Raw genomic sequence first — 15,902 nt, forward strand, 5'->3', positions numbered from 1 at the left:
TTTTCGTAACTTCTTTATATATATTATGCAATTTATAAATCAATTAATCAATAAGAGATAAAATGAATGCTATTTAATTTTTTGTCTTTTTTGTTGATTGGCCAAGTTTAAAAGTTCAGAAGCGTGTTCCATGGTTAACTTAGTAACTGTGGTTCCTGCTAACATTCTAGCAAGTTCCTTAACTCGTTGCTCACCTGATAAGGGTTGAACCGAAGTTTCCGTTCGATTATTAGAATCAACATGCTTCGAGATGAAATCATGATTATCAGCCATGGCGGCAACCTGTGGCAGATGGGTGATACACAAAACCTGGGATTTCTTACCAATTGCACTAATTTTATCAGCAATTGCTTGAGCCACTCTTCCCGAAACCCCCGTATCTACCTCGTCAAACACGATTGAAGTTACTCCTTGGACGCGGGAAAAAATCGTTTTAAGAGCTAACATAATTCGAGAAAGTTCACCACCAGAGGCAATTTTGGATAACGGTGCCATGTCCTCACCCGGATTCGTTCGGATGTAAAACTCAACTTCTTCAATTCCATTTCGATTAAAAGTATCTTTAGGTAAATTGGAAAAACGAACTTCGAACTGCGTTTTATCCATGTACAAATCAGCTAATTGTTGATGAATTTCATCCGTTAACTTTTCGGCTTGCTGATATCTAATATCACTTAACTTTTTCCCAAGTTTATTTAATTCTTTGACAGAAGCATTGAAGCGTTCTTCTAAATTATTGCCACTCTTTTCATCCGTCTCCATATCAGTTAATTCACCAGAGATTTTATCGTAATACTTTAAAATCTGTTTAATCGAATCACCGTATTTTCGTTTTAACTCAAAAATAGTATTTAAGCGTTGCTCAACTTCGTTCAATCTGTCAGGATCAAACTCCAAATTATCCATCTGATTACTAATCTCTCCAGAAGCATCTTGCAGCGTATAATAAGCATTTTTAACATTCTCAGAAATTGACTTAAACTCATCATCTAACCGTTCTAAATCTTCAAGAGCATTCATGGCATCCCCGATCATATCAATCGGACTAATACTTTCATCACCATTAATATCATTAAAACTTCTTCCTAGACTATCGCTAATGGCTTGAAAATTATTTAAACGATCCCTTTCGGCTATCAGATCTTCTTCTTCGCCATCCGTTAAATCAGCCGTTTCAATTTCATTTACCTGGTACTTAAGCATATCAATGCGTTGAGCCCATTCTTTTTCATTTTTATTTTTATTATTCAATTCTTTCTTTAATTTAAGGTATTTTTCATATTGTTCCTGATAAAGCTTAAGCGTAGGTTTGAGGCTGTCGCCAGCAAATTCATCAAGTAACCCAATGTGCTTATCAGGTTGCATCAGCGCTTGATGTTCATTTTGTCCATAAATATCAACCAAAGTTTCGCCAACTTTTTTTAGCGTATTTGTATTCACCAATATGCCATTGATGCGACATACGTTGCGGCCATTACGATATAATTCACGCTGTAAAATTACCGTATCATCATCATGTTCGATCCCAAATTTATCCAACACATGAGCAGTAAGACCATCTTTAGGAATGGCAAACATTCCCTGTAAAATTGATTTGTTCGCACCCTTTCTAATAAAGTGAGACGATCCCCTACCACCAGCAAGTAGACCAACGGCATCAATAATAATCGACTTTCCTGCACCAGTTTCTCCTGACAGAACTGTCATCCCTGAGTAAAAATTAACTTCCAATTGATCAATAATCGCAAAGTCTTTGATTGAAATTTCCTGTAACAACTTCTCACCTTCTTAATTATTTAAACTTTTATAAGCCCGATCCATGACACCTTCAACTGCAACATCGTTTCCTACTTCAGGGTCATCAGATGACTTTAGATGAATCAAGAATTCGATATTCCCTTCACCACCCTTGATGGGAGAAAAATCAAGTCCTAAAACAGAAAAACCAGCCTCAGTCGCAAACTGAATGACGTTAGTAATCACCTGTTTATGCACGTTTTTGTCCCTTACAATGCCATGCTTACCAACGTTTCCACGACCAGCCTCAAACTGGGGTTTTATTAATGCCACTACTTCCCCATTTTTAACTAAAATTGATTTTAAGGGCTTTAAAATTAATTTAAGAGAAATAAAAGAAACGTCAATTGAGGCGAAACTAGGTTCTCCACAAGTAAAATCTTCTGGTTTACTGTACCTAAAATTAGTATTCTCCATTACAACAACACGAGGGTCGTTTCTAAGCTTCCAAACTAATTGGTTTGTCCCAACATCTAAGGCGTAACTCAATTTAGCTCCATTTTGTAACATTACATCCGTAAATCCACCGGTGGAGGATCCGATGTCCAAAACGATTCTATCACGAACACTAATATTAAAACTTTTGAGTGCTTTTGCTAATTTTAATCCACCCCGACTGACAAAGGGAAGTGCATTTCCCTTTAAATGCAGCTTGGTTTCAACTGGAATCTTCACCCCAGGCTTATCCATGCGTTGTTCATTTTTTCCAAGTACTTCACCAGCCATGACGGCTCTTTTTGCCCTTTCGCGTGTGTCAAACAATCCTTGCTTGACAAGTAAGACATCAACCCGCTCTTTATCCTTTGCCATTATAACCTCACTTTTTCACCACAAAATAAGATAAAAATGAATCTAACAAATCGGGTGAAAATTCATCCGGTAACTTACTTAATGCCTCTTGACTTTTACTAACAGTCTCATCTAATTTTTGAATTGCTCCATTAATTCCCAACAAATTTACATACGTATTTTTATCAACATCATCCTGATTTTCAAGGTTAGGAGCATCTTTAATATCATCAAATATTTGAAATGCTAGCCCAAAATTCCAAGCAAACGCAGATAAACATTTCCGACTTGCTTGATCAGCATCAGCAATGGTCGCTCCTGCTATAACACAATAATGAAACAGCTCACCGGTTTTGTTTCTATGTAAATGCATTAATTCATCCAGATTCAAATGTTGGTTATCTGAACTAACATCTACAGTTTGACCAGCTACCATTCCGTCTGGACCAGCAGCATGGGACAATAACTGAATCAATTGAACTTTTTTTACAGCTGACAAATCAGCTCTTGAAAGCCAGTTAAACGCTAACGTCAACAATCCGTCTCCAGCTAAAGTTGCAATATCAGCGCCAAATTTTTTGTGATTGGAGAGTTGACCACGACGATAATCATCATTGTCCATGGCTGGTAGATCATCATGAATTAAAGAATAGGTATGAACTAACTCAACCGCAGAACTGGTTTTAATGGTGGACTCGTCAACTTCGTAATTCAAAGTTTTTAGGGTGGCTAACGTCAATAATGGTCGTAATCGTTTTCCACCAGCCATCAAAGAATATTTCATGGCATCTACAATTAATTTTATCGAGCTCGACTTATCAATGTTTGTTTCTAAAGTTTGATCGATTTTCGGAATATATTTATCTTTAAATTCTGAAAGAGTTTGTTTATTGGGTGTCATCACTGTCTCCACCTTGTTGATCACGATCAAATGGGATTTCATTATCACTGTCATCCATCATTTTAGTAAGCGTTTTTTGTGCATTTGAAAGTGTCTTTTGCATTTCGTTACTTAACTCAACTCCATCTTTAAATTCTGAAAGGGCTTTTTCTAAAGGTACGTCCCCCTGTTCAAGTTGATTAACAATTTCTTCTAATTTATCCATATTTTCTTCAAAAGTTGGTTTTTTATCTGCCATTATTTACTGTCTCCTTTAAGTCCAACATGATCAACGGTTGCACTAGCACTTCCATCACTGAACTGAATACGAATGTGTTCATCCTTTTTTAAATCCTTAGCCGACTTAACTAATTTCTCATGATCGTTTGTAACCATCCCATATCCAGAACTCATTAAACGTAGTGGGCTTAGATGGTCGAGTGCACTGACGTTTGAATTTAACTGATTCCGTTTTGTTTTCAAAATCACTTGAACGGACTTTTTCATCGATTCAAGATAATAATTAACCTGTTTTTGGTTTGCATTGATGCTATGAACCGGTGAGTTTAATTTTAGTTGTTCTAAATAAGCTTGAAGTTGATTATGGTAATGATTTAGTAAATCTTTCATGTTAGTACCCAGTTTGGTATTTAAAGTATCTAATTGCTGGACATAGGATTCATAAAGACGTTCGGGCTGGTTAAAAACGTAAGAATTCATTACTTTATCGTATTGTGACCTCGAACGGGCCAAAATGTTATCCATGGCATTATAAATCCTAGTCTGTTTGGTCTTTAAATCAAGAATTACATCACTAAGCACAGGAACTGCCAACTCAGCAGCTGCGGTCGGGGTTGCTGCCCGTTTGTCAGAAACTAAATCAGCAATCGTTGTATCAGTTTCATGTCCAACTGATGAAATCACTGGAATTTTACTATTATAAATAGCTCTTGCGACAATTTCTTCATTAAATGGCCATAAATCTTCAATAGAACCACCACCACGACCAATAATAAGAGTATCAAATCCACCAATTTCGTTGACTCGGTTAATTTGATGAGCGATCTCACTCGCTGCATTCTCACCCTGAACAGCTGCTGGAAACAGGACAATTTGAGCAATCGGGAATCTCCGTCTAACAGTGGTGATGATGTCCTTAATAACTGCACCACTTTGAGACGTGACTACGGCAATTCTCTTAGGATACATTGGAAGAGGTTTTTTATGAATTTCCTCAAACAAGCCCTCTTTGGCAAGTTTATTTTTTAACTGTTCGTAGGCTTCATAAAGTTGACCCACTCCATCCGGTTCCATGTGATCAATATAAAACTGATACATTCCGGTTTTTTCATACACGGAAACATGTCCAGTAACAAGGACTTTCATTCCCTCCTCTGGCATGAATTTAATCTTAGAGAAGGCCGATTTAAACATGGTAACGTTAATTTTTGAGTTATCATCCTTTAAACTAAAATATTGATGAGTTGGTCGCAAGCGAAAATTGGAGATTTCACCGGTAAGATAAACTCGTCCTAGGTATGGATCAACGTCAAATTTCTTTTTGATATACTGTGTCAAAGCTGATACAGTTAAATATTTACTTGCCACTCTTTTTGCTCCATTCACACATATCAACCGTTTGTTGCATCAAGGTTGCGATTGTCATTGGTCCTACGCCACCCGGCACCGGAGTGATATATTCGATATTGTCACTTTTTGATTTGTATTCGACGTCGCCAGCCAATTTACCATTCTCATCCATATTTTGACCAACGTCAATAACAACGGCACCTGGTTTAAAATCATCATCATTTAATATGGCATACTTGCCGACCGCTGAAATAACTACATCAGCTTGCTTCGTGTACTTTGAAACATCATCAGTGTGGCTATGAACGTCAATCACGGTTGCATCGGCGTTAAGCATCAACGCTAACATTGGCTTTCCAACAATTGAACTACGGCCAACAATCACAACGTTTTTACCATCTAAGTCAATATGGTACTCCGATAGTAAAGTCATAATGCCCTTCGGAGTACATGCAACCGGGTAATTCTCCTTAAGATTAAGAAATAACTTGCCGACATTAACGGGATGAAAACCATCCACATCTTTTGTAGGATCAATTGCCTCAATCACTTTGTCTTCGTTAATATGATCAGGAAGTGGCGATTGAACTAAGATTCCATTGATTTCAGGGTTCTCATTCAAACTTCTCACAATTTGGATCAATTCGTCTTGCGTGGTTGATTCAGGTAAAGCTTTCTTAACGGAATAGATGCCTAACTCTGTTGCCTTTTTTTCTTTGCTTCGAACATATCTTTGACTTGCCCGGTCATTTCCAACGATTACTACCGCTAATCCTGGATTAATTCCAGCTTGTTTTAGTTTAAAAACTCGCTTTTTTGTTTTTAAGTTCAGGTCTTTTGCAACCTTTCTGCCATCAATTATGCTAACCACGAAAACATCTCCCGATACATTATTAGTACAATTCTAGCATATTATTTTTGTTCTAGCTAAATGTAAAAAAATAAGAACCCATAACGGGTTCCTATTTTTCAATCGCACTATCTAAAACGCCATTAATAAAGTTTCGTGACTTATCATCACAAAACTTTTTAGCTAATTCTAAAGCTTCATTAATGGCAACTTTATTTGGCGTTGCTTCTTCATACTTAATTTCATACAGCGCAATTCTTAAGATAATTAGGTCAGCTTTACTAATTCGATCAATCGACCATTTATTCGCTAAGTGATCCGTAATGATCTTATCAAGTTCACTCTTATGCTCTCTTACCCCATTAACGATTTCCAAGTAATATTCTGGTGCCCTTACATCTTCATTTGTAAGATAATCAAAAAATTCACTTGGTTCAACAGCATCATTACTTTCCATCGCAAATAAGGTTTGAAAAGCTAACTCTCTAATTTGATGTCGACTTATTTTCACTTTTTATCCTCATTATCGAATAATTTATCAGTATCAACTTTGCCAGTACTCTTTGGAGGAATCATTCCCTCAACGTGAACATTTACGGAACCGATACGAAGGTCAGTCATAAACAACAACTGTTGTTTTACTTGGTTTTGAATCTCTAAAGCAACTTTAGGAACCGAAACCCCGTAATTTAGGTATACAAAAATATCAACATTCAATTTGCCATTCTTAATTGCTAATCTGATGCCCTTACCGCGCTCTTTTCTTCCAAATAATTCGTTAACACTGGAAGAAAAACTACCACGCATCCGGTTAACTCCTTCAACTTGCACGGCCGCAATTCCAGCAATGACCTCAATCACACGAGGTGCAATTTTAATCGACCCTAGGTCTGATTTCTTATTGTCGAGTGTAATGAAACTTTCGTCTGCTGCCATAATATAACCCCCAATTGGCTAAATAATCAGATCATTCTGACCATTATGCCCGAGAAATGTAAGTACCGTCATCAGTATTGATCACTAACTTATCACCCTTATTTACAAAGAATGGAACTTGAAGCGTTAAACCAGTGGTCATAGTAGCGGGTTTAGAACCACCGGAAGCAGTATCACCTTTAATCCCAGGCTCAGTATCCGCTACTTCAAGTGTGACCGTCTTAGGCACTTCAACTCCCAAAGTTTCACCGCCGTACTGAATAACTTGAACTTCCATATTTTCTTGTAAGTAGTTCATTTCTTCTTTAACTTGCTCTCTTGGAATCGTTAGTTGTTCATAATTATCCATGTCCATGAAGACAAGTCCACTACCATCATCATAGAGGTATTGCATCTTTTTGGTTTCAATGTTAGCTTTTTCAACTTTAGCACTAGCCCGAAAAGTTTTTTCCTGAACGGCTCCCGTCCTTAAATTCTTTAACTTAGTACGAACAAATGCTCCACCCTTACCGGGCTTTACGTGTTGAAAACTAACAATCTTCCAGATGTTATTGTCAGCTTGAATGGTCATACCATTTTTTACTTTTACAATTGAAATTGACATTTTCATGCCTCCCACATATTTATGTTCCTATCATATCAATATCGATCACGTAAAAGCAAGTTACGATATTGATAAAAAAAGAGACCCCTGCATTAACGCTAGGCCTCTTTGGATTTACTTAGTTGCTACTTCTGCTTCAGGGTAAACAGAAACTTGACGTTTGTCACGACCTAAACGTTCGAAACGAACAATCCCATCAACTAAAGCAAATAATGTGTCATCTCCACCACGTTTAACGTTCTTACCTGGATAGATATGAGTTCCACGTTGACGGTATAAGATTGTACCAGTTGTTACTGATGAGCCATCAGCAGCTTTAGTCCCTAAACGACGTCCAGCTGAGTCACGACCATTAGATGATGAACCACCGGTTTTATGGTGAGAGAAAAATTGTAGATTCATTTTTAACATGCGTTTACACCTCCAAATTAAAAGTGTTATTTTACTTCAACGTAATTCGAATACTGTTTTGAAATATCCATAAGTCCATTCATAAAGCTTTTAAGTAACGTTTGGACCTTAACATCATTCAAATGTTCAACCGGAATCTTAACTTGGAGATATCCTCCATTTTTTTCATCCTGTTCTACATATGGATCAATGTCACAAACGGTAATTAACCCGTTCACAGAAGAAATTGCTAACGCTGATACTGCTGCACAGACGATATCATGCCCATACTCACCAGAATCAGCGTGGCCAGTCACTTTAAATCCAGTTATTAAATTATGATTTAAATCAAATGTAGCTTTAATCATATGGCTTAAGCGTTAATCTTGTTGATAGTAACCTTAGTATAAGGTTGTCTATGACCCTTCTTTGATTGAGCACCCTTTTTAGGTTTGTATCTAAAGATACGGATCTTCTTACCCTTACCTTGCTTATCAACTTTTCCTTCGACTGAAGCACCATCAACTAATGGTGAACCAACCTTAGGGGTCTTGCCACTAACAAAGACAACATCATCAAAAGTAACCTTGTCACCTTCATTAGCATCAAGTTTTTCAACAAAGATGGCTTCACCTTCAGAAACCTTGTATTGCTTGCCACCTGTTTCAATAATTGCGTACATGTAGTGCACCTCCTTATAATTTGCTTAGACTCGCCAGTATTAAGTGCCTAATGGGCCTTAAAACTCAAACTGAGCGGTTGTAGCTGTGGAAGTCCACAATTACAACATCATAAGTATATAAAAATTAATGTTATAAGTCAAATAAAAAAGGGACACGCCAGATATTAAGCGTGTGCCCCTTTTTCGAGATGTCGCAGGAGCGATTCGAACGCTCGACCTACGGTTTAGAAGACCGTTGCTCTATCCAGCTGAGCTACTGCGACATAAACTCAAACAACAAGAATAATTATATTGAATATTAAACTATAAGTCAATGGTTTTTGGTACATTGCTTGATTTAATGATCATTTAAAACCAGCTTTAAATCATCTTGCAGTAGACTGTTAAATCTATCGGTAATTGTATCTGGACTAAAGCCTAAATCAACAATGCCGAACTTTAAGAATAAAGTCCAAGCGTGCTTATATCCGATCTTGCTTTTCTCATAATAACTTTTTAGTAACATATTCAGCATTGATAAGTATAAAGAATTAAGATCATCAGTCTTTTTCATTCTTAATAACTTATTTAACATCTCATCATCCACAGTAATCACATCCACCCAACTTTGTAGGTTAGCAATTAGCAAAAAATCCCTGAGAGTCCTAATGTAACTTTCGAGCTGGTTGTCACGATTGTTCTCGGAACTAGTGATGTCTGTTTGAAGCATCCCAGAATTTTTAGCCAATTCAGAAAAGTGAATGTCTAACGAAACGTAAGAACTTGAAACATGAGTTCCGGGTTTCCAGATTGTTTGATTTTTAGCATCTAATTGCCGATATAAGTTGACTGTATCAGAAACCATTTTGTTAATATCCATCATTATTTTGCCACTCCTTAATTTGTTGTTCAATTTGAGTAATTTCTTCAGGATGTTGAATTAAATCATACCAAGTAACATCCATCTTGTTCCTAAACCACGTTAGTTGTCTCTTAGCGTAGTGTCTTGAGTCTTGCTTAACATCTTCTACTACTCGATTCAAATTTTCGTTACCATTGAAATAAGGGATGAATTCGCGGTACCCAATTCCCTTACTAGCAGGAATTTTACTCCCACCATTTTCAAAAAGCCATTTATTTTCTTTAATTAACCCGTTTTCCATCATCTGGTCTACTCGTTGATTAATCCGCTGGTATAGGACATCACGACGCGTATTAAGTCCCACAATCAACTCATCATACTGCTGTCCCTGATTATCCTGCTTGGAAATTGGCTTTCCACTAACAAGGTATACTTCGAGAGCCCGTAAAATGCGTCGTGTGTTTTGCATAGGTGTCTTTGATGCCGTTACGGGATCAACCTGATTTAATTTATCCCACATTTTCATTGGACCAAATTCGTTAAGTTCATTAATCAATGTTGCTCTAATTTCAGGATCATTCTTACTTCCTAAATTTAATCCCCTTAAGAGTGAATTAAGATAAAATCCAGTGCCACCAACAATAATTGGAAGATGCCCTCGATTCGTAATTTCCTTAATTAATTTTTCAGCAGCTTCAACAAAATCAACCACCGAATATTGTTCGTCAACATCAATGATGTTTATTAAATAATGAGGAATTCCCTGTTGCTCCATTCGAGAAATCTTGGCAGTACCAATATCTAGATGACGGTAAACCTGCATTGAGTCGCCAGAAATAATTTCTCCATTAAACTGTTTTGCAATTTTAATTGATAAGTCCGTTTTTCCAACAGCCGTTGGACCAACAATCGCTAATAATTTGTTCATAAATTCACCTAATTAATGATGTTCTATACTGGATATATTAGCGCAAATAACGCATAATGGACAAGTAGATAATAAAAAAGGAGGCAATGACTATGAGTAAATTTACACAAGGATTTACTACAGGAGTTGCAGCATGTATTGGAATCGCTGCAGGAGTTTGGCTTTCATTCAAGAAAACGGTGGTTCAACCAATGGAGGAACAAGAGTCCAAAATTAATGAAAACCGTAAAAGAGCAAACAGAAAAAGTCATTCAGCTCATTTAAGTTAATTATTAATAATAAAAAGAGAACTCGATCGAGTTCTCTTTTTATTTAACCCTTTTTAATTTTGCCATCCCATCGCTGGTAACCCTCGTTAAGAATTGAAATATTTTTAAAACCCTTTTTGTGAAGGAATTTAGCAGCTTTCATACTCAAAGTCTTATTCTGATCGTACAAATAAACTGGTAGATCTGGTCTCAGTTCTTGATAAAAACTTCGAAAAGTTGAATATGGCATGTTTCTTGAACCAAGAATATGACCATCATTAAAAGCTTTACTTTCACGTAAGTCAATAACTTGCGATTTGCGAATCCCACTTTGAAATTCATCTTCATTTAAAAACTTACAATAGCGTTTGGCCATTAAAATAGTAAATTCATGGTATAACCACCAAATTAACAGAACCACTCCTAGAGTGATCAGAAAATAAAGAACTGAAACTATCACACTACTCAATTAAAATCTCTCCAATACTTTTATCTAAATTGTAATGCTAACGAAGCTGCACCAATTACCCCAGCATCATTACCCAACTGAGCTAATTTAACTTTAGTTGAATCTCTAATTGATGGAAAGGCATTTTCCTGGAAATATCTAGTAGTTGGTTGAAGCAAAGTGTTTCCAGCATTCGAAACCCCACCACCGATAATGATACTTGCTGGGTTCAAAGTATTCCCAATATCAGATAAGGCTAATCCAAGGTAAAAACAAATCTTATCCACAACCTGATTAGCAAAAATGTCGCCATTATCTGCTAGGTAAAAAACCATTTTTGAAGTGATTTTTTCATCAGTATTTTCGAGATCCTTTAACCGTGAATGTCCCTTAAAATCTTTAGACATATCCTTAGCTACGTGAACAATTCCAGTTGCTGAAGCGTACTGTTCTAAGCAACCCCTTTTGCCACAGGTACAAAGGTAACCATTTGGTTGAACAGCAATGTGTCCAACTTCACCTGCTCCACCATTAACACCATGAAGGAGTTTACCGTTAGCAATGACTCCACCACCAACTCCAGTTCCTAACGTAACAAAGACTACGTCGTCTTCAGTACTGCCTGCACCCTTCCAGTATTCACCTAAGGAAGCCACATTGGCATCATTGTCTAATTGAAATGGTAATCCAACCCCATTCTGAATCAATTCTCGAACTGGTTGTTCATCTTTCCAGTTAAGGTTAAAAGCTTCGGAAACTGTCCCCTTTTCACGGTTTACAGTTCCTGGTGTTCCCATTCCAATTCCAACAAAATCATTAATGGTTTTGTCAGAATCCTCGATATGTTTGTTGATTGACTTAACAATATTCTCAACGATGTGAGCGCCCTTATCACTAGTATCAGTGAGTACTCTCCATTTATCAAGAACCTCACCATTTTCGTCCAAAAAAGCCATTTTAGTAGTGGTACCACCTAAGTCAATTCCAATCAAATTCTTTGCCATTCTATAGACCTCCCGTCTCATTTTTAGATTTTAAGTTTTTTTCTTCAATCCTGTGTTCACGTGTTAATACTAGTTTTGCGGATGTAAACTCTCGATCACTAACTACATGAGCATCATGAAGATGGTCGAGTTCTAAGGCCATTACTTCAATATCCCAAAGTCGTTTACCGACATATACATATATTCCAAATTTTTTTAACAGTTGTTGAACATCATATAGAGTTGTCATTTTAATCATCATCCTAAATTAACTATGTACAACGTGTCAACGAACAGAACCTAAATAGTACATTATTATTATACCAATAATTAAAGCGGTTGCATAAAATAATCTCATAATTTTATTTAAATTGATATTGTGCTTTAATCCTACAACAAAACTAATCAGGTAACCACCAATGAATCCGCCAATATGACCAAAAATATCAATACCAGGCGTAAAGATATCAAATACAAGGTTAATTACCACAAAAAGAATAAACGTCTTTGCAGTACTTCTGACAAATGAATCACCACGATACTGAAAAGCAATCATCAAAAAGGCACCGAATAATCCAAAAATAGCGGTACTGGATCCTGCTGAAATTCCACTTCCAAACGCGAAGCTCATTAAATTTCCACAAAATCCTGCAACCATAAAAATGACAAAATATCTTAAATGACCAACGATTGGTTCAATTAATTTCCCCAAATAATATAAAGTGATTCCATTAATTAAAATATGTTGAAAACCAATATGAACAAAAATGGGAGTAATTAGGCGCCACCACTGACCATCTTTTACTAAGGGGTTATATTGCGCACCAAACTTTAGTAGATTAACGGTGTTCTCTGAGCCACCACTTAAAGTCATCATTAAATATACAACTACCATGATGAACAGTAATAAGTACGTTACCCAGGGATAATTATTGACTCTTTTAAGTTTTTGTTTGATCATCTTAAATCCTCTAAAAAATAATCCGATCCAATCTAACGTCAAATGGATCTGGCTTCCAATTTAGCTCAGGAACGATTTGTGCTTTTTGGGCCAGTGAAACCTTATAGCCGTCAAATCGAGATAAATAACGATCATAAAATCCCGCACCATAACCAATTCTCTGATTACTATCAGGATTAAAAGCAACTCCTGGAACCACCATCAAATCAATCAAATTACTGATGATCGTCTTTCCATTAACGGGCTCCCAGATCCCAAACTTAGTCTTTTGAAACTTTAAAGTATGGCTAAGCTCAACAAACTCCATCTGATGCTTAGGAAGTGTATGAGGAACCACCACCTTTTTCCCATCATTTAAAGCCGCAAAAATGATGGGAGCTGTAGGAATCTCAATGGCTGTATTCATGGTTGTGGCAACCACCTTGGCGTTCTGCCATTCTTGAAGGTCAAAGAGCGCTTCATACAACCCATAAAAGAATTGATCCGATGGCTTAGCATTTTTCATTCTTTTTAAAACCAATTCTCTAACTTTATTTTTATTCATTTACATCACCCATTAATTTTATAATAAAAAAGATTTTGGGTAAAAACCCAAAATCTTATTTTGTTTCGCGATGTAAAGTAACTTTTCTATCACGTGGGCAATACTTTTCTAATTCTAAGCGATCGGGATTATTTCTACGACTCTTAGTTGATAAGTAATTGCGTTCGTGGCATTCAGTACATTCCAAAGTGATATGAACACGCATGTCAAATACCTCCAAACATATTCGTTTTTTATAACTAATTCAACAATCATAATATTAACATCTTTAGCACTATATATCCAGTCTCATTTACAGAACGTTAAGTAATTTTACTTAACAGTATTTTATGGCTTATTCTGAACATCATCCCAGTATGCTTGATAAATTTGTTTAGCAAGATTCAAGTTATTACTTTCAGCGTCAACCGGGAGATTAGGAATGGCTAATGCGACCACTACCTGTGGATCCTTTGATGGTGCATAAGAGGCCAAACTCAGAGTAACAGTTGGTTTACCATTGTAAAATGTTTGGGCAGTACCCGTCTTAGCAGATACTTCGGGAGATAGGCTTGACAAATCTCCACCGGTTTTATATTTATTGGTACCATGAACTACTTGATACAATCCCTGTGTAACAACGTTTCGTTCTTGTTGTGTCATTGGAATTTCATTTAACACCGTTGGCATCGTCGTATTCTGAACAGCTCCAAGTTGTCCGTTCTTGGTATTGGTTGATCTTACATTTTGAACCACATGTGGCTTCAAACGATATCCGCCATTAGCAATAGTGGACATGTATTGGGCTAATTGAATCGTAGTGTACGAATCATAGTTACCAAATGATTCATCCAAAGATTTCCCAATATTAGCAAACGTTGATGGTCCTTGAATGCCAGCAGTTTCACCCGGTAGATCAATCCCAGTCTTAACACCTAAACCAAATTGATTGAAGTAGTTTCGTTCGATGTTAAAAATGTTGGGACTCATGTTAAGTGATCCTCCTGCTTTATACCTGAAGCCCCCTTCTTTCATAGCAAGTTGCATCATGTAAGAGTTAGAGGAAACCTCTAGAGCACCCTGGGCGTTAACCGGCATATTGGCCTCACCATTTTTGTTAAACCAAGAACTCTTTTTAGCTCCACCAATATCAATTGGCATATCTTCCATTGTACTGTTATTCGGTGTAATAACCTTATCCATTAGGGCACCTGAAACCATCGCACCTTTAACAACCGATCCCATTACAATGGCACTGTTGATGGTTCCTAATTCGTTTGGTGTTACTTTACCAGTCTTAGGATCACGGTTAACACCAGCCATTCCAATTACCGCACCGGTCTTTGGGTTCATAACAACGGCATAAGCTCCCGTTGAATCACCAACGCCACCAGACTCTGCACCCTTAACCAAATCTTGGAGTTTATTTTGAAACTTAGAGTTAATGGACAACTGAAGATTCTGGCCCCGTTGGCCTGGATACTTCTTAACTTCTTTAACAATCTTGTTATCCCCTCCAACTTTAACCTCGGTCTGGGACTTAGAGCCACGTAAAATTGGTTCATATTGTTGTTCCAAATTACTTTGTCCAACTGAATCATTTCTTGAATACCCTTCAGCTAAAAGTTCATTAACCCGATCAGAAGGTAACCCCGTTTTACTTGATGAAACATTTCCAACAATACTTTGAATCTCGTTTCCAGATGGATAATCACGAGACCAACTTGTTCCAACCTGAACTCCAGGCATTTCAGAAGCATGTTCACCAACTTCAGCAATTTCTTTGTTACTTACACCATCAGTTTTAATGTTGGTAGTTGATAATTGATAAGCCCCACTCATTTCCGTAAAAATAGCAGCTGCGTTCTTCATTTGAGGAGTAACCTTTACAATTTTCCCATTTTGGATCATATCTAAAGCTTTATTATAAGCTGCTTGTGGCGCTAACTTTGTTCCATTAGGAACTTCCTTAGTAGCGTTTGTAAGGTTAGTCTTATCGGCCAAGTAGTATTCACCAATCTGCTTTTTAGTAAGCCCTTTAGTTGGGAGGGTGATGTAACTCCCAAGTTTATTGGCATCATTATAAATCTCCTGGGGCATTACGCTTAATCCCTTAGTATAGGTGATGGCCCGATGAGTTTTGTTACCAACTAAAACTTTCCCGGTTGAGTCATAGATCATCCCACGCGGAACATTACCATACTTAACTGAATTATCGCTCTGATTAACATCAGATTTATAAACTGATCCTTGAAAAATCTGCATGTATGCTAGTCGAAATACTAAAACTGCAAACAATATTCCAACAATTGCGAAGATAAAATTCAGTCGAAATGGAATTTTGGAATTACCGTTTCGCCGGCTTGAATCCCGACTCCTTCTTCTAAATAACCGATCAAAAAAGTTTCTCACGATGCTAACGCTCCTTAACTAATTAATAACTCGAATTCAT

Annotated in this window: 22 protein-coding genes, 1 tRNA gene and 1 other annotated feature; of the genes, 1 reads left to right on the plus strand and 22 read right to left on the minus strand. The window is 37.0% G+C overall.

Annotated features, from left to right (window positions below; translation table 11 throughout):
* Nucleotides 1–69: 69 nt before the first annotated feature.
* The 15 genes from recN to miaA form a co-directional block, all read right to left on the minus strand.
* Nucleotides 70–1,776, minus strand: a complete 1,707-nt coding sequence (gene recN / locus AC6UDE_RS04285) for a DNA repair protein RecN (RefSeq protein ID WP_500696730.1) — start codon at nt 1,774–1,776, stop codon at nt 70–72.
* Between the two features lie 12 nt (nt 1,777–1,788).
* Complete coding sequence (locus AC6UDE_RS04290; RefSeq protein ID WP_500696731.1) at nt 1,789–2,607, minus strand: TlyA family RNA methyltransferase; 819 nt, start codon at nt 2,605–2,607, stop codon at nt 1,789–1,791.
* A 7-nt stretch (nt 2,608–2,614) separates the two neighbouring features.
* Nucleotides 2,615–3,487, minus strand: a complete 873-nt coding sequence (locus AC6UDE_RS04295) for a polyprenyl synthetase family protein (RefSeq protein ID WP_500696732.1) — start codon at nt 3,485–3,487, stop codon at nt 2,615–2,617.
* Nucleotides 3,474–3,725 carry an exodeoxyribonuclease VII small subunit gene (locus AC6UDE_RS04300; RefSeq protein ID WP_500693697.1) on the minus strand — a complete coding sequence of 84 codons (252 nt, stop codon included), beginning with the start codon at nt 3,723–3,725 and terminating at the stop codon, nt 3,474–3,476. The genes AC6UDE_RS04295 and AC6UDE_RS04300 overlap by 14 nt, the downstream gene beginning before the upstream one ends.
* Complete coding sequence (gene xseA / locus AC6UDE_RS04305; protein WP_500696733.1) at nt 3,725–5,074, minus strand: exodeoxyribonuclease VII large subunit; 1,350 nt, start codon at nt 5,072–5,074, stop codon at nt 3,725–3,727. Before xseA ends, AC6UDE_RS04300 begins: the two co-directional genes overlap by 1 nt.
* Nucleotides 5,064–5,927 (minus strand): bifunctional 5,10-methylenetetrahydrofolate dehydrogenase/5,10-methenyltetrahydrofolate cyclohydrolase, encoded by an 864-nt coding sequence (locus tag AC6UDE_RS04310; protein WP_500695693.1) that lies wholly within the window; start codon nt 5,925–5,927, stop codon nt 5,064–5,066. The genes xseA and AC6UDE_RS04310 overlap by 11 nt, the downstream gene beginning before the upstream one ends.
* Before the next feature lie 91 nt (nt 5,928–6,018).
* A complete protein-coding gene (gene nusB / locus AC6UDE_RS04315) occupies nt 6,019–6,417 on the minus strand; it encodes a transcription antitermination factor NusB (protein WP_500693694.1) in 399 nt (132 codons plus the stop codon).
* Nucleotides 6,414–6,842: an Asp23/Gls24 family envelope stress response protein gene (locus AC6UDE_RS04320; RefSeq protein ID WP_500695695.1), complete on the minus strand. Its 429-nt coding sequence runs from the start codon at nt 6,840–6,842 to the stop codon at nt 6,414–6,416. Before AC6UDE_RS04320 ends, nusB begins: the two co-directional genes overlap by 4 nt.
* Before the next feature lie 43 nt (nt 6,843–6,885).
* Nucleotides 6,886–7,446, minus strand: a complete 561-nt coding sequence (gene efp / locus AC6UDE_RS04325; protein ID WP_039143941.1) for an elongation factor P — start codon at nt 7,444–7,446, stop codon at nt 6,886–6,888.
* Between the two features lie 114 nt (nt 7,447–7,560).
* Complete coding sequence (gene rpmA / locus AC6UDE_RS04330) at nt 7,561–7,857, minus strand: 50S ribosomal protein L27 (RefSeq protein WP_010021538.1); 297 nt, start codon at nt 7,855–7,857, stop codon at nt 7,561–7,563.
* A gap of 26 nt (nt 7,858–7,883) precedes the next feature.
* Nucleotides 7,884–8,204, minus strand: coding sequence for a ribosomal-processing cysteine protease Prp (locus AC6UDE_RS04335; RefSeq protein ID WP_500693692.1), 321 nt, complete (start codon nt 8,202–8,204; stop codon nt 7,884–7,886).
* A 5-nt stretch (nt 8,205–8,209) separates the two neighbouring features.
* Nucleotides 8,210–8,518 carry a 50S ribosomal protein L21 gene (gene rplU, locus AC6UDE_RS04340; protein ID WP_500693691.1) on the minus strand — a complete coding sequence of 103 codons (309 nt, stop codon included), beginning with the start codon at nt 8,516–8,518 and terminating at the stop codon, nt 8,210–8,212.
* Nucleotides 8,519–8,534: 16 nt separating this feature from the next.
* Nucleotides 8,535–8,607, minus strand: a sequence feature (ribosomal protein L21 leader region).
* A 100-nt stretch (nt 8,608–8,707) separates the two neighbouring features.
* Nucleotides 8,708–8,781 (minus strand) — tRNA-Arg (locus AC6UDE_RS04345).
* A 74-nt stretch (nt 8,782–8,855) separates the two neighbouring features.
* The gene (locus AC6UDE_RS04350; protein ID WP_500696734.1) at nt 8,856–9,380 is read right to left on the minus strand and encodes a hypothetical protein; all 525 of its coding nucleotides are present in this window, start codon (nt 9,378–9,380) and stop codon (nt 8,856–8,858) included.
* Nucleotides 9,367–10,287, minus strand: coding sequence for a tRNA (adenosine(37)-N6)-dimethylallyltransferase MiaA (gene miaA, locus AC6UDE_RS04355; protein WP_500696735.1), 921 nt, complete (start codon nt 10,285–10,287; stop codon nt 9,367–9,369). The genes AC6UDE_RS04350 and miaA overlap by 14 nt, the downstream gene beginning before the upstream one ends.
* 92 nt (nt 10,288–10,379) lie before the next feature.
* Here miaA and AC6UDE_RS04360 point away from each other — a divergent pair, with 92 nt between their 5' ends.
* Nucleotides 10,380–10,556, plus strand: a complete 177-nt coding sequence (locus AC6UDE_RS04360) for a DUF3042 family protein (RefSeq protein WP_500693688.1) — start codon at nt 10,380–10,382, stop codon at nt 10,554–10,556.
* Nucleotides 10,557–10,599: 43 nt separating this feature from the next.
* Here the strand turns inward: AC6UDE_RS04360 and AC6UDE_RS04365 are convergent, their stop codons facing one another.
* From AC6UDE_RS04365 to AC6UDE_RS04395, 7 genes are all read right to left on the minus strand, one after another.
* Nucleotides 10,600–11,004, minus strand: a complete 405-nt coding sequence (locus AC6UDE_RS04365) for a rhodanese-like domain-containing protein (RefSeq protein ID WP_500696736.1) — start codon at nt 11,002–11,004, stop codon at nt 10,600–10,602.
* 20 nt (nt 11,005–11,024) lie between these two features.
* Nucleotides 11,025–11,987 carry an ROK family glucokinase gene (locus AC6UDE_RS04370; RefSeq protein ID WP_500693686.1) on the minus strand — a complete coding sequence of 321 codons (963 nt, stop codon included), beginning with the start codon at nt 11,985–11,987 and terminating at the stop codon, nt 11,025–11,027.
* 1 nt (nt 11,988) lies between these two features.
* Nucleotides 11,989–12,216 carry a YqgQ family protein gene (locus tag AC6UDE_RS04375; protein WP_010021549.1) on the minus strand — a complete coding sequence of 76 codons (228 nt, stop codon included), beginning with the start codon at nt 12,214–12,216 and terminating at the stop codon, nt 11,989–11,991.
* A gap of 36 nt (nt 12,217–12,252) precedes the next feature.
* The gene (locus AC6UDE_RS04380) at nt 12,253–12,927 is read right to left on the minus strand and encodes a rhomboid family intramembrane serine protease (protein WP_500695700.1); all 675 of its coding nucleotides are present in this window, start codon (nt 12,925–12,927) and stop codon (nt 12,253–12,255) included.
* Between the two features lie 10 nt (nt 12,928–12,937).
* A complete protein-coding gene (locus AC6UDE_RS04385; RefSeq protein WP_500696737.1) occupies nt 12,938–13,471 on the minus strand; it encodes a 5-formyltetrahydrofolate cyclo-ligase in 534 nt (177 codons plus the stop codon).
* Between the two features lie 55 nt (nt 13,472–13,526).
* Entirely contained in the window at nt 13,527–13,676 is a 150-nt protein-coding gene (rpmG, locus tag AC6UDE_RS04390; protein ID WP_500693683.1) for a 50S ribosomal protein L33, read from the minus strand.
* A gap of 122 nt (nt 13,677–13,798) precedes the next feature.
* Nucleotides 13,799–15,862, minus strand: coding sequence for a peptidoglycan D,D-transpeptidase FtsI family protein (locus tag AC6UDE_RS04395; protein ID WP_500696738.1), 2,064 nt, complete (start codon nt 15,860–15,862; stop codon nt 13,799–13,801).
* Nucleotides 15,863–15,902: the final 40 nt, after the last annotated feature.

This window comes from Fructilactobacillus sp. X2R5C3 (genome assembly GCF_059901325.1).

What these genes read in the sequence shown, in the direction of transcription:
- AC6UDE_RS04290 (WP_500696731.1), bottom strand. Translation starts at nt 2,607, where the DNA reads ATGGCAAAGGATAAAGAGCGGGTTGATGTCTTACTTGTCAAGCAAGGA.
- AC6UDE_RS04295 (WP_500696732.1), bottom strand. Translation starts at nt 3,487, where the DNA reads ATGACACCCAATAAACAAACTCTTTCAGAATTTAAAGATAAATATATT.
- AC6UDE_RS04300 (WP_500693697.1), bottom strand. Translation starts at nt 3,725, where the DNA reads ATGGCAGATAAAAAACCAACTTTTGAAGAAAATATGGATAAATTAGAA.
- AC6UDE_RS04320 (WP_500695695.1), bottom strand. Translation starts at nt 6,842, where the DNA reads ATGGCAGCAGACGAAAGTTTCATTACACTCGACAATAAGAAATCAGAC.
- efp (WP_039143941.1), bottom strand. Translation starts at nt 7,446, where the DNA reads ATGTCAATTTCAATTGTAAAAGTAAAAAATGGTATGACCATTCAAGCT.
- rpmA (WP_010021538.1), bottom strand. Translation starts at nt 7,857, where the DNA reads ATGTTAAAAATGAATCTACAATTTTTCTCTCACCATAAAACCGGTGGT.
- AC6UDE_RS04335 (WP_500693692.1), bottom strand. Translation starts at nt 8,204, where the DNA reads ATGATTAAAGCTACATTTGATTTAAATCATAATTTAATAACTGGATTT.
- rplU (WP_500693691.1), bottom strand. Translation starts at nt 8,518, where the DNA reads ATGTACGCAATTATTGAAACAGGTGGCAAGCAATACAAGGTTTCTGAA.
- AC6UDE_RS04350 (WP_500696734.1), bottom strand. Translation starts at nt 9,380, where the DNA reads ATGATGGATATTAACAAAATGGTTTCTGATACAGTCAACTTATATCGG.
- miaA (WP_500696735.1), bottom strand. Translation starts at nt 10,287, where the DNA reads ATGAACAAATTATTAGCGATTGTTGGTCCAACGGCTGTTGGAAAAACG.
- AC6UDE_RS04360 (WP_500693688.1), top strand. Translation starts at nt 10,380, where the DNA reads ATGAGTAAATTTACACAAGGATTTACTACAGGAGTTGCAGCATGTATT.
- AC6UDE_RS04370 (WP_500693686.1), bottom strand. Translation starts at nt 11,987, where the DNA reads ATGGCAAAGAATTTGATTGGAATTGACTTAGGTGGTACCACTACTAAA.
- AC6UDE_RS04375 (WP_010021549.1), bottom strand. Translation starts at nt 12,216, where the DNA reads ATGACAACTCTATATGATGTTCAACAACTGTTAAAAAAATTTGGAATA.
- AC6UDE_RS04380 (WP_500695700.1), bottom strand. Translation starts at nt 12,927, where the DNA reads ATGATCAAACAAAAACTTAAAAGAGTCAATAATTATCCCTGGGTAACG.
- AC6UDE_RS04385 (WP_500696737.1), bottom strand. Translation starts at nt 13,471, where the DNA reads ATGAATAAAAATAAAGTTAGAGAATTGGTTTTAAAAAGAATGAAAAAT.
- rpmG (WP_500693683.1), bottom strand. Translation starts at nt 13,676, where the DNA reads ATGCGTGTTCATATCACTTTGGAATGTACTGAATGCCACGAACGCAAT.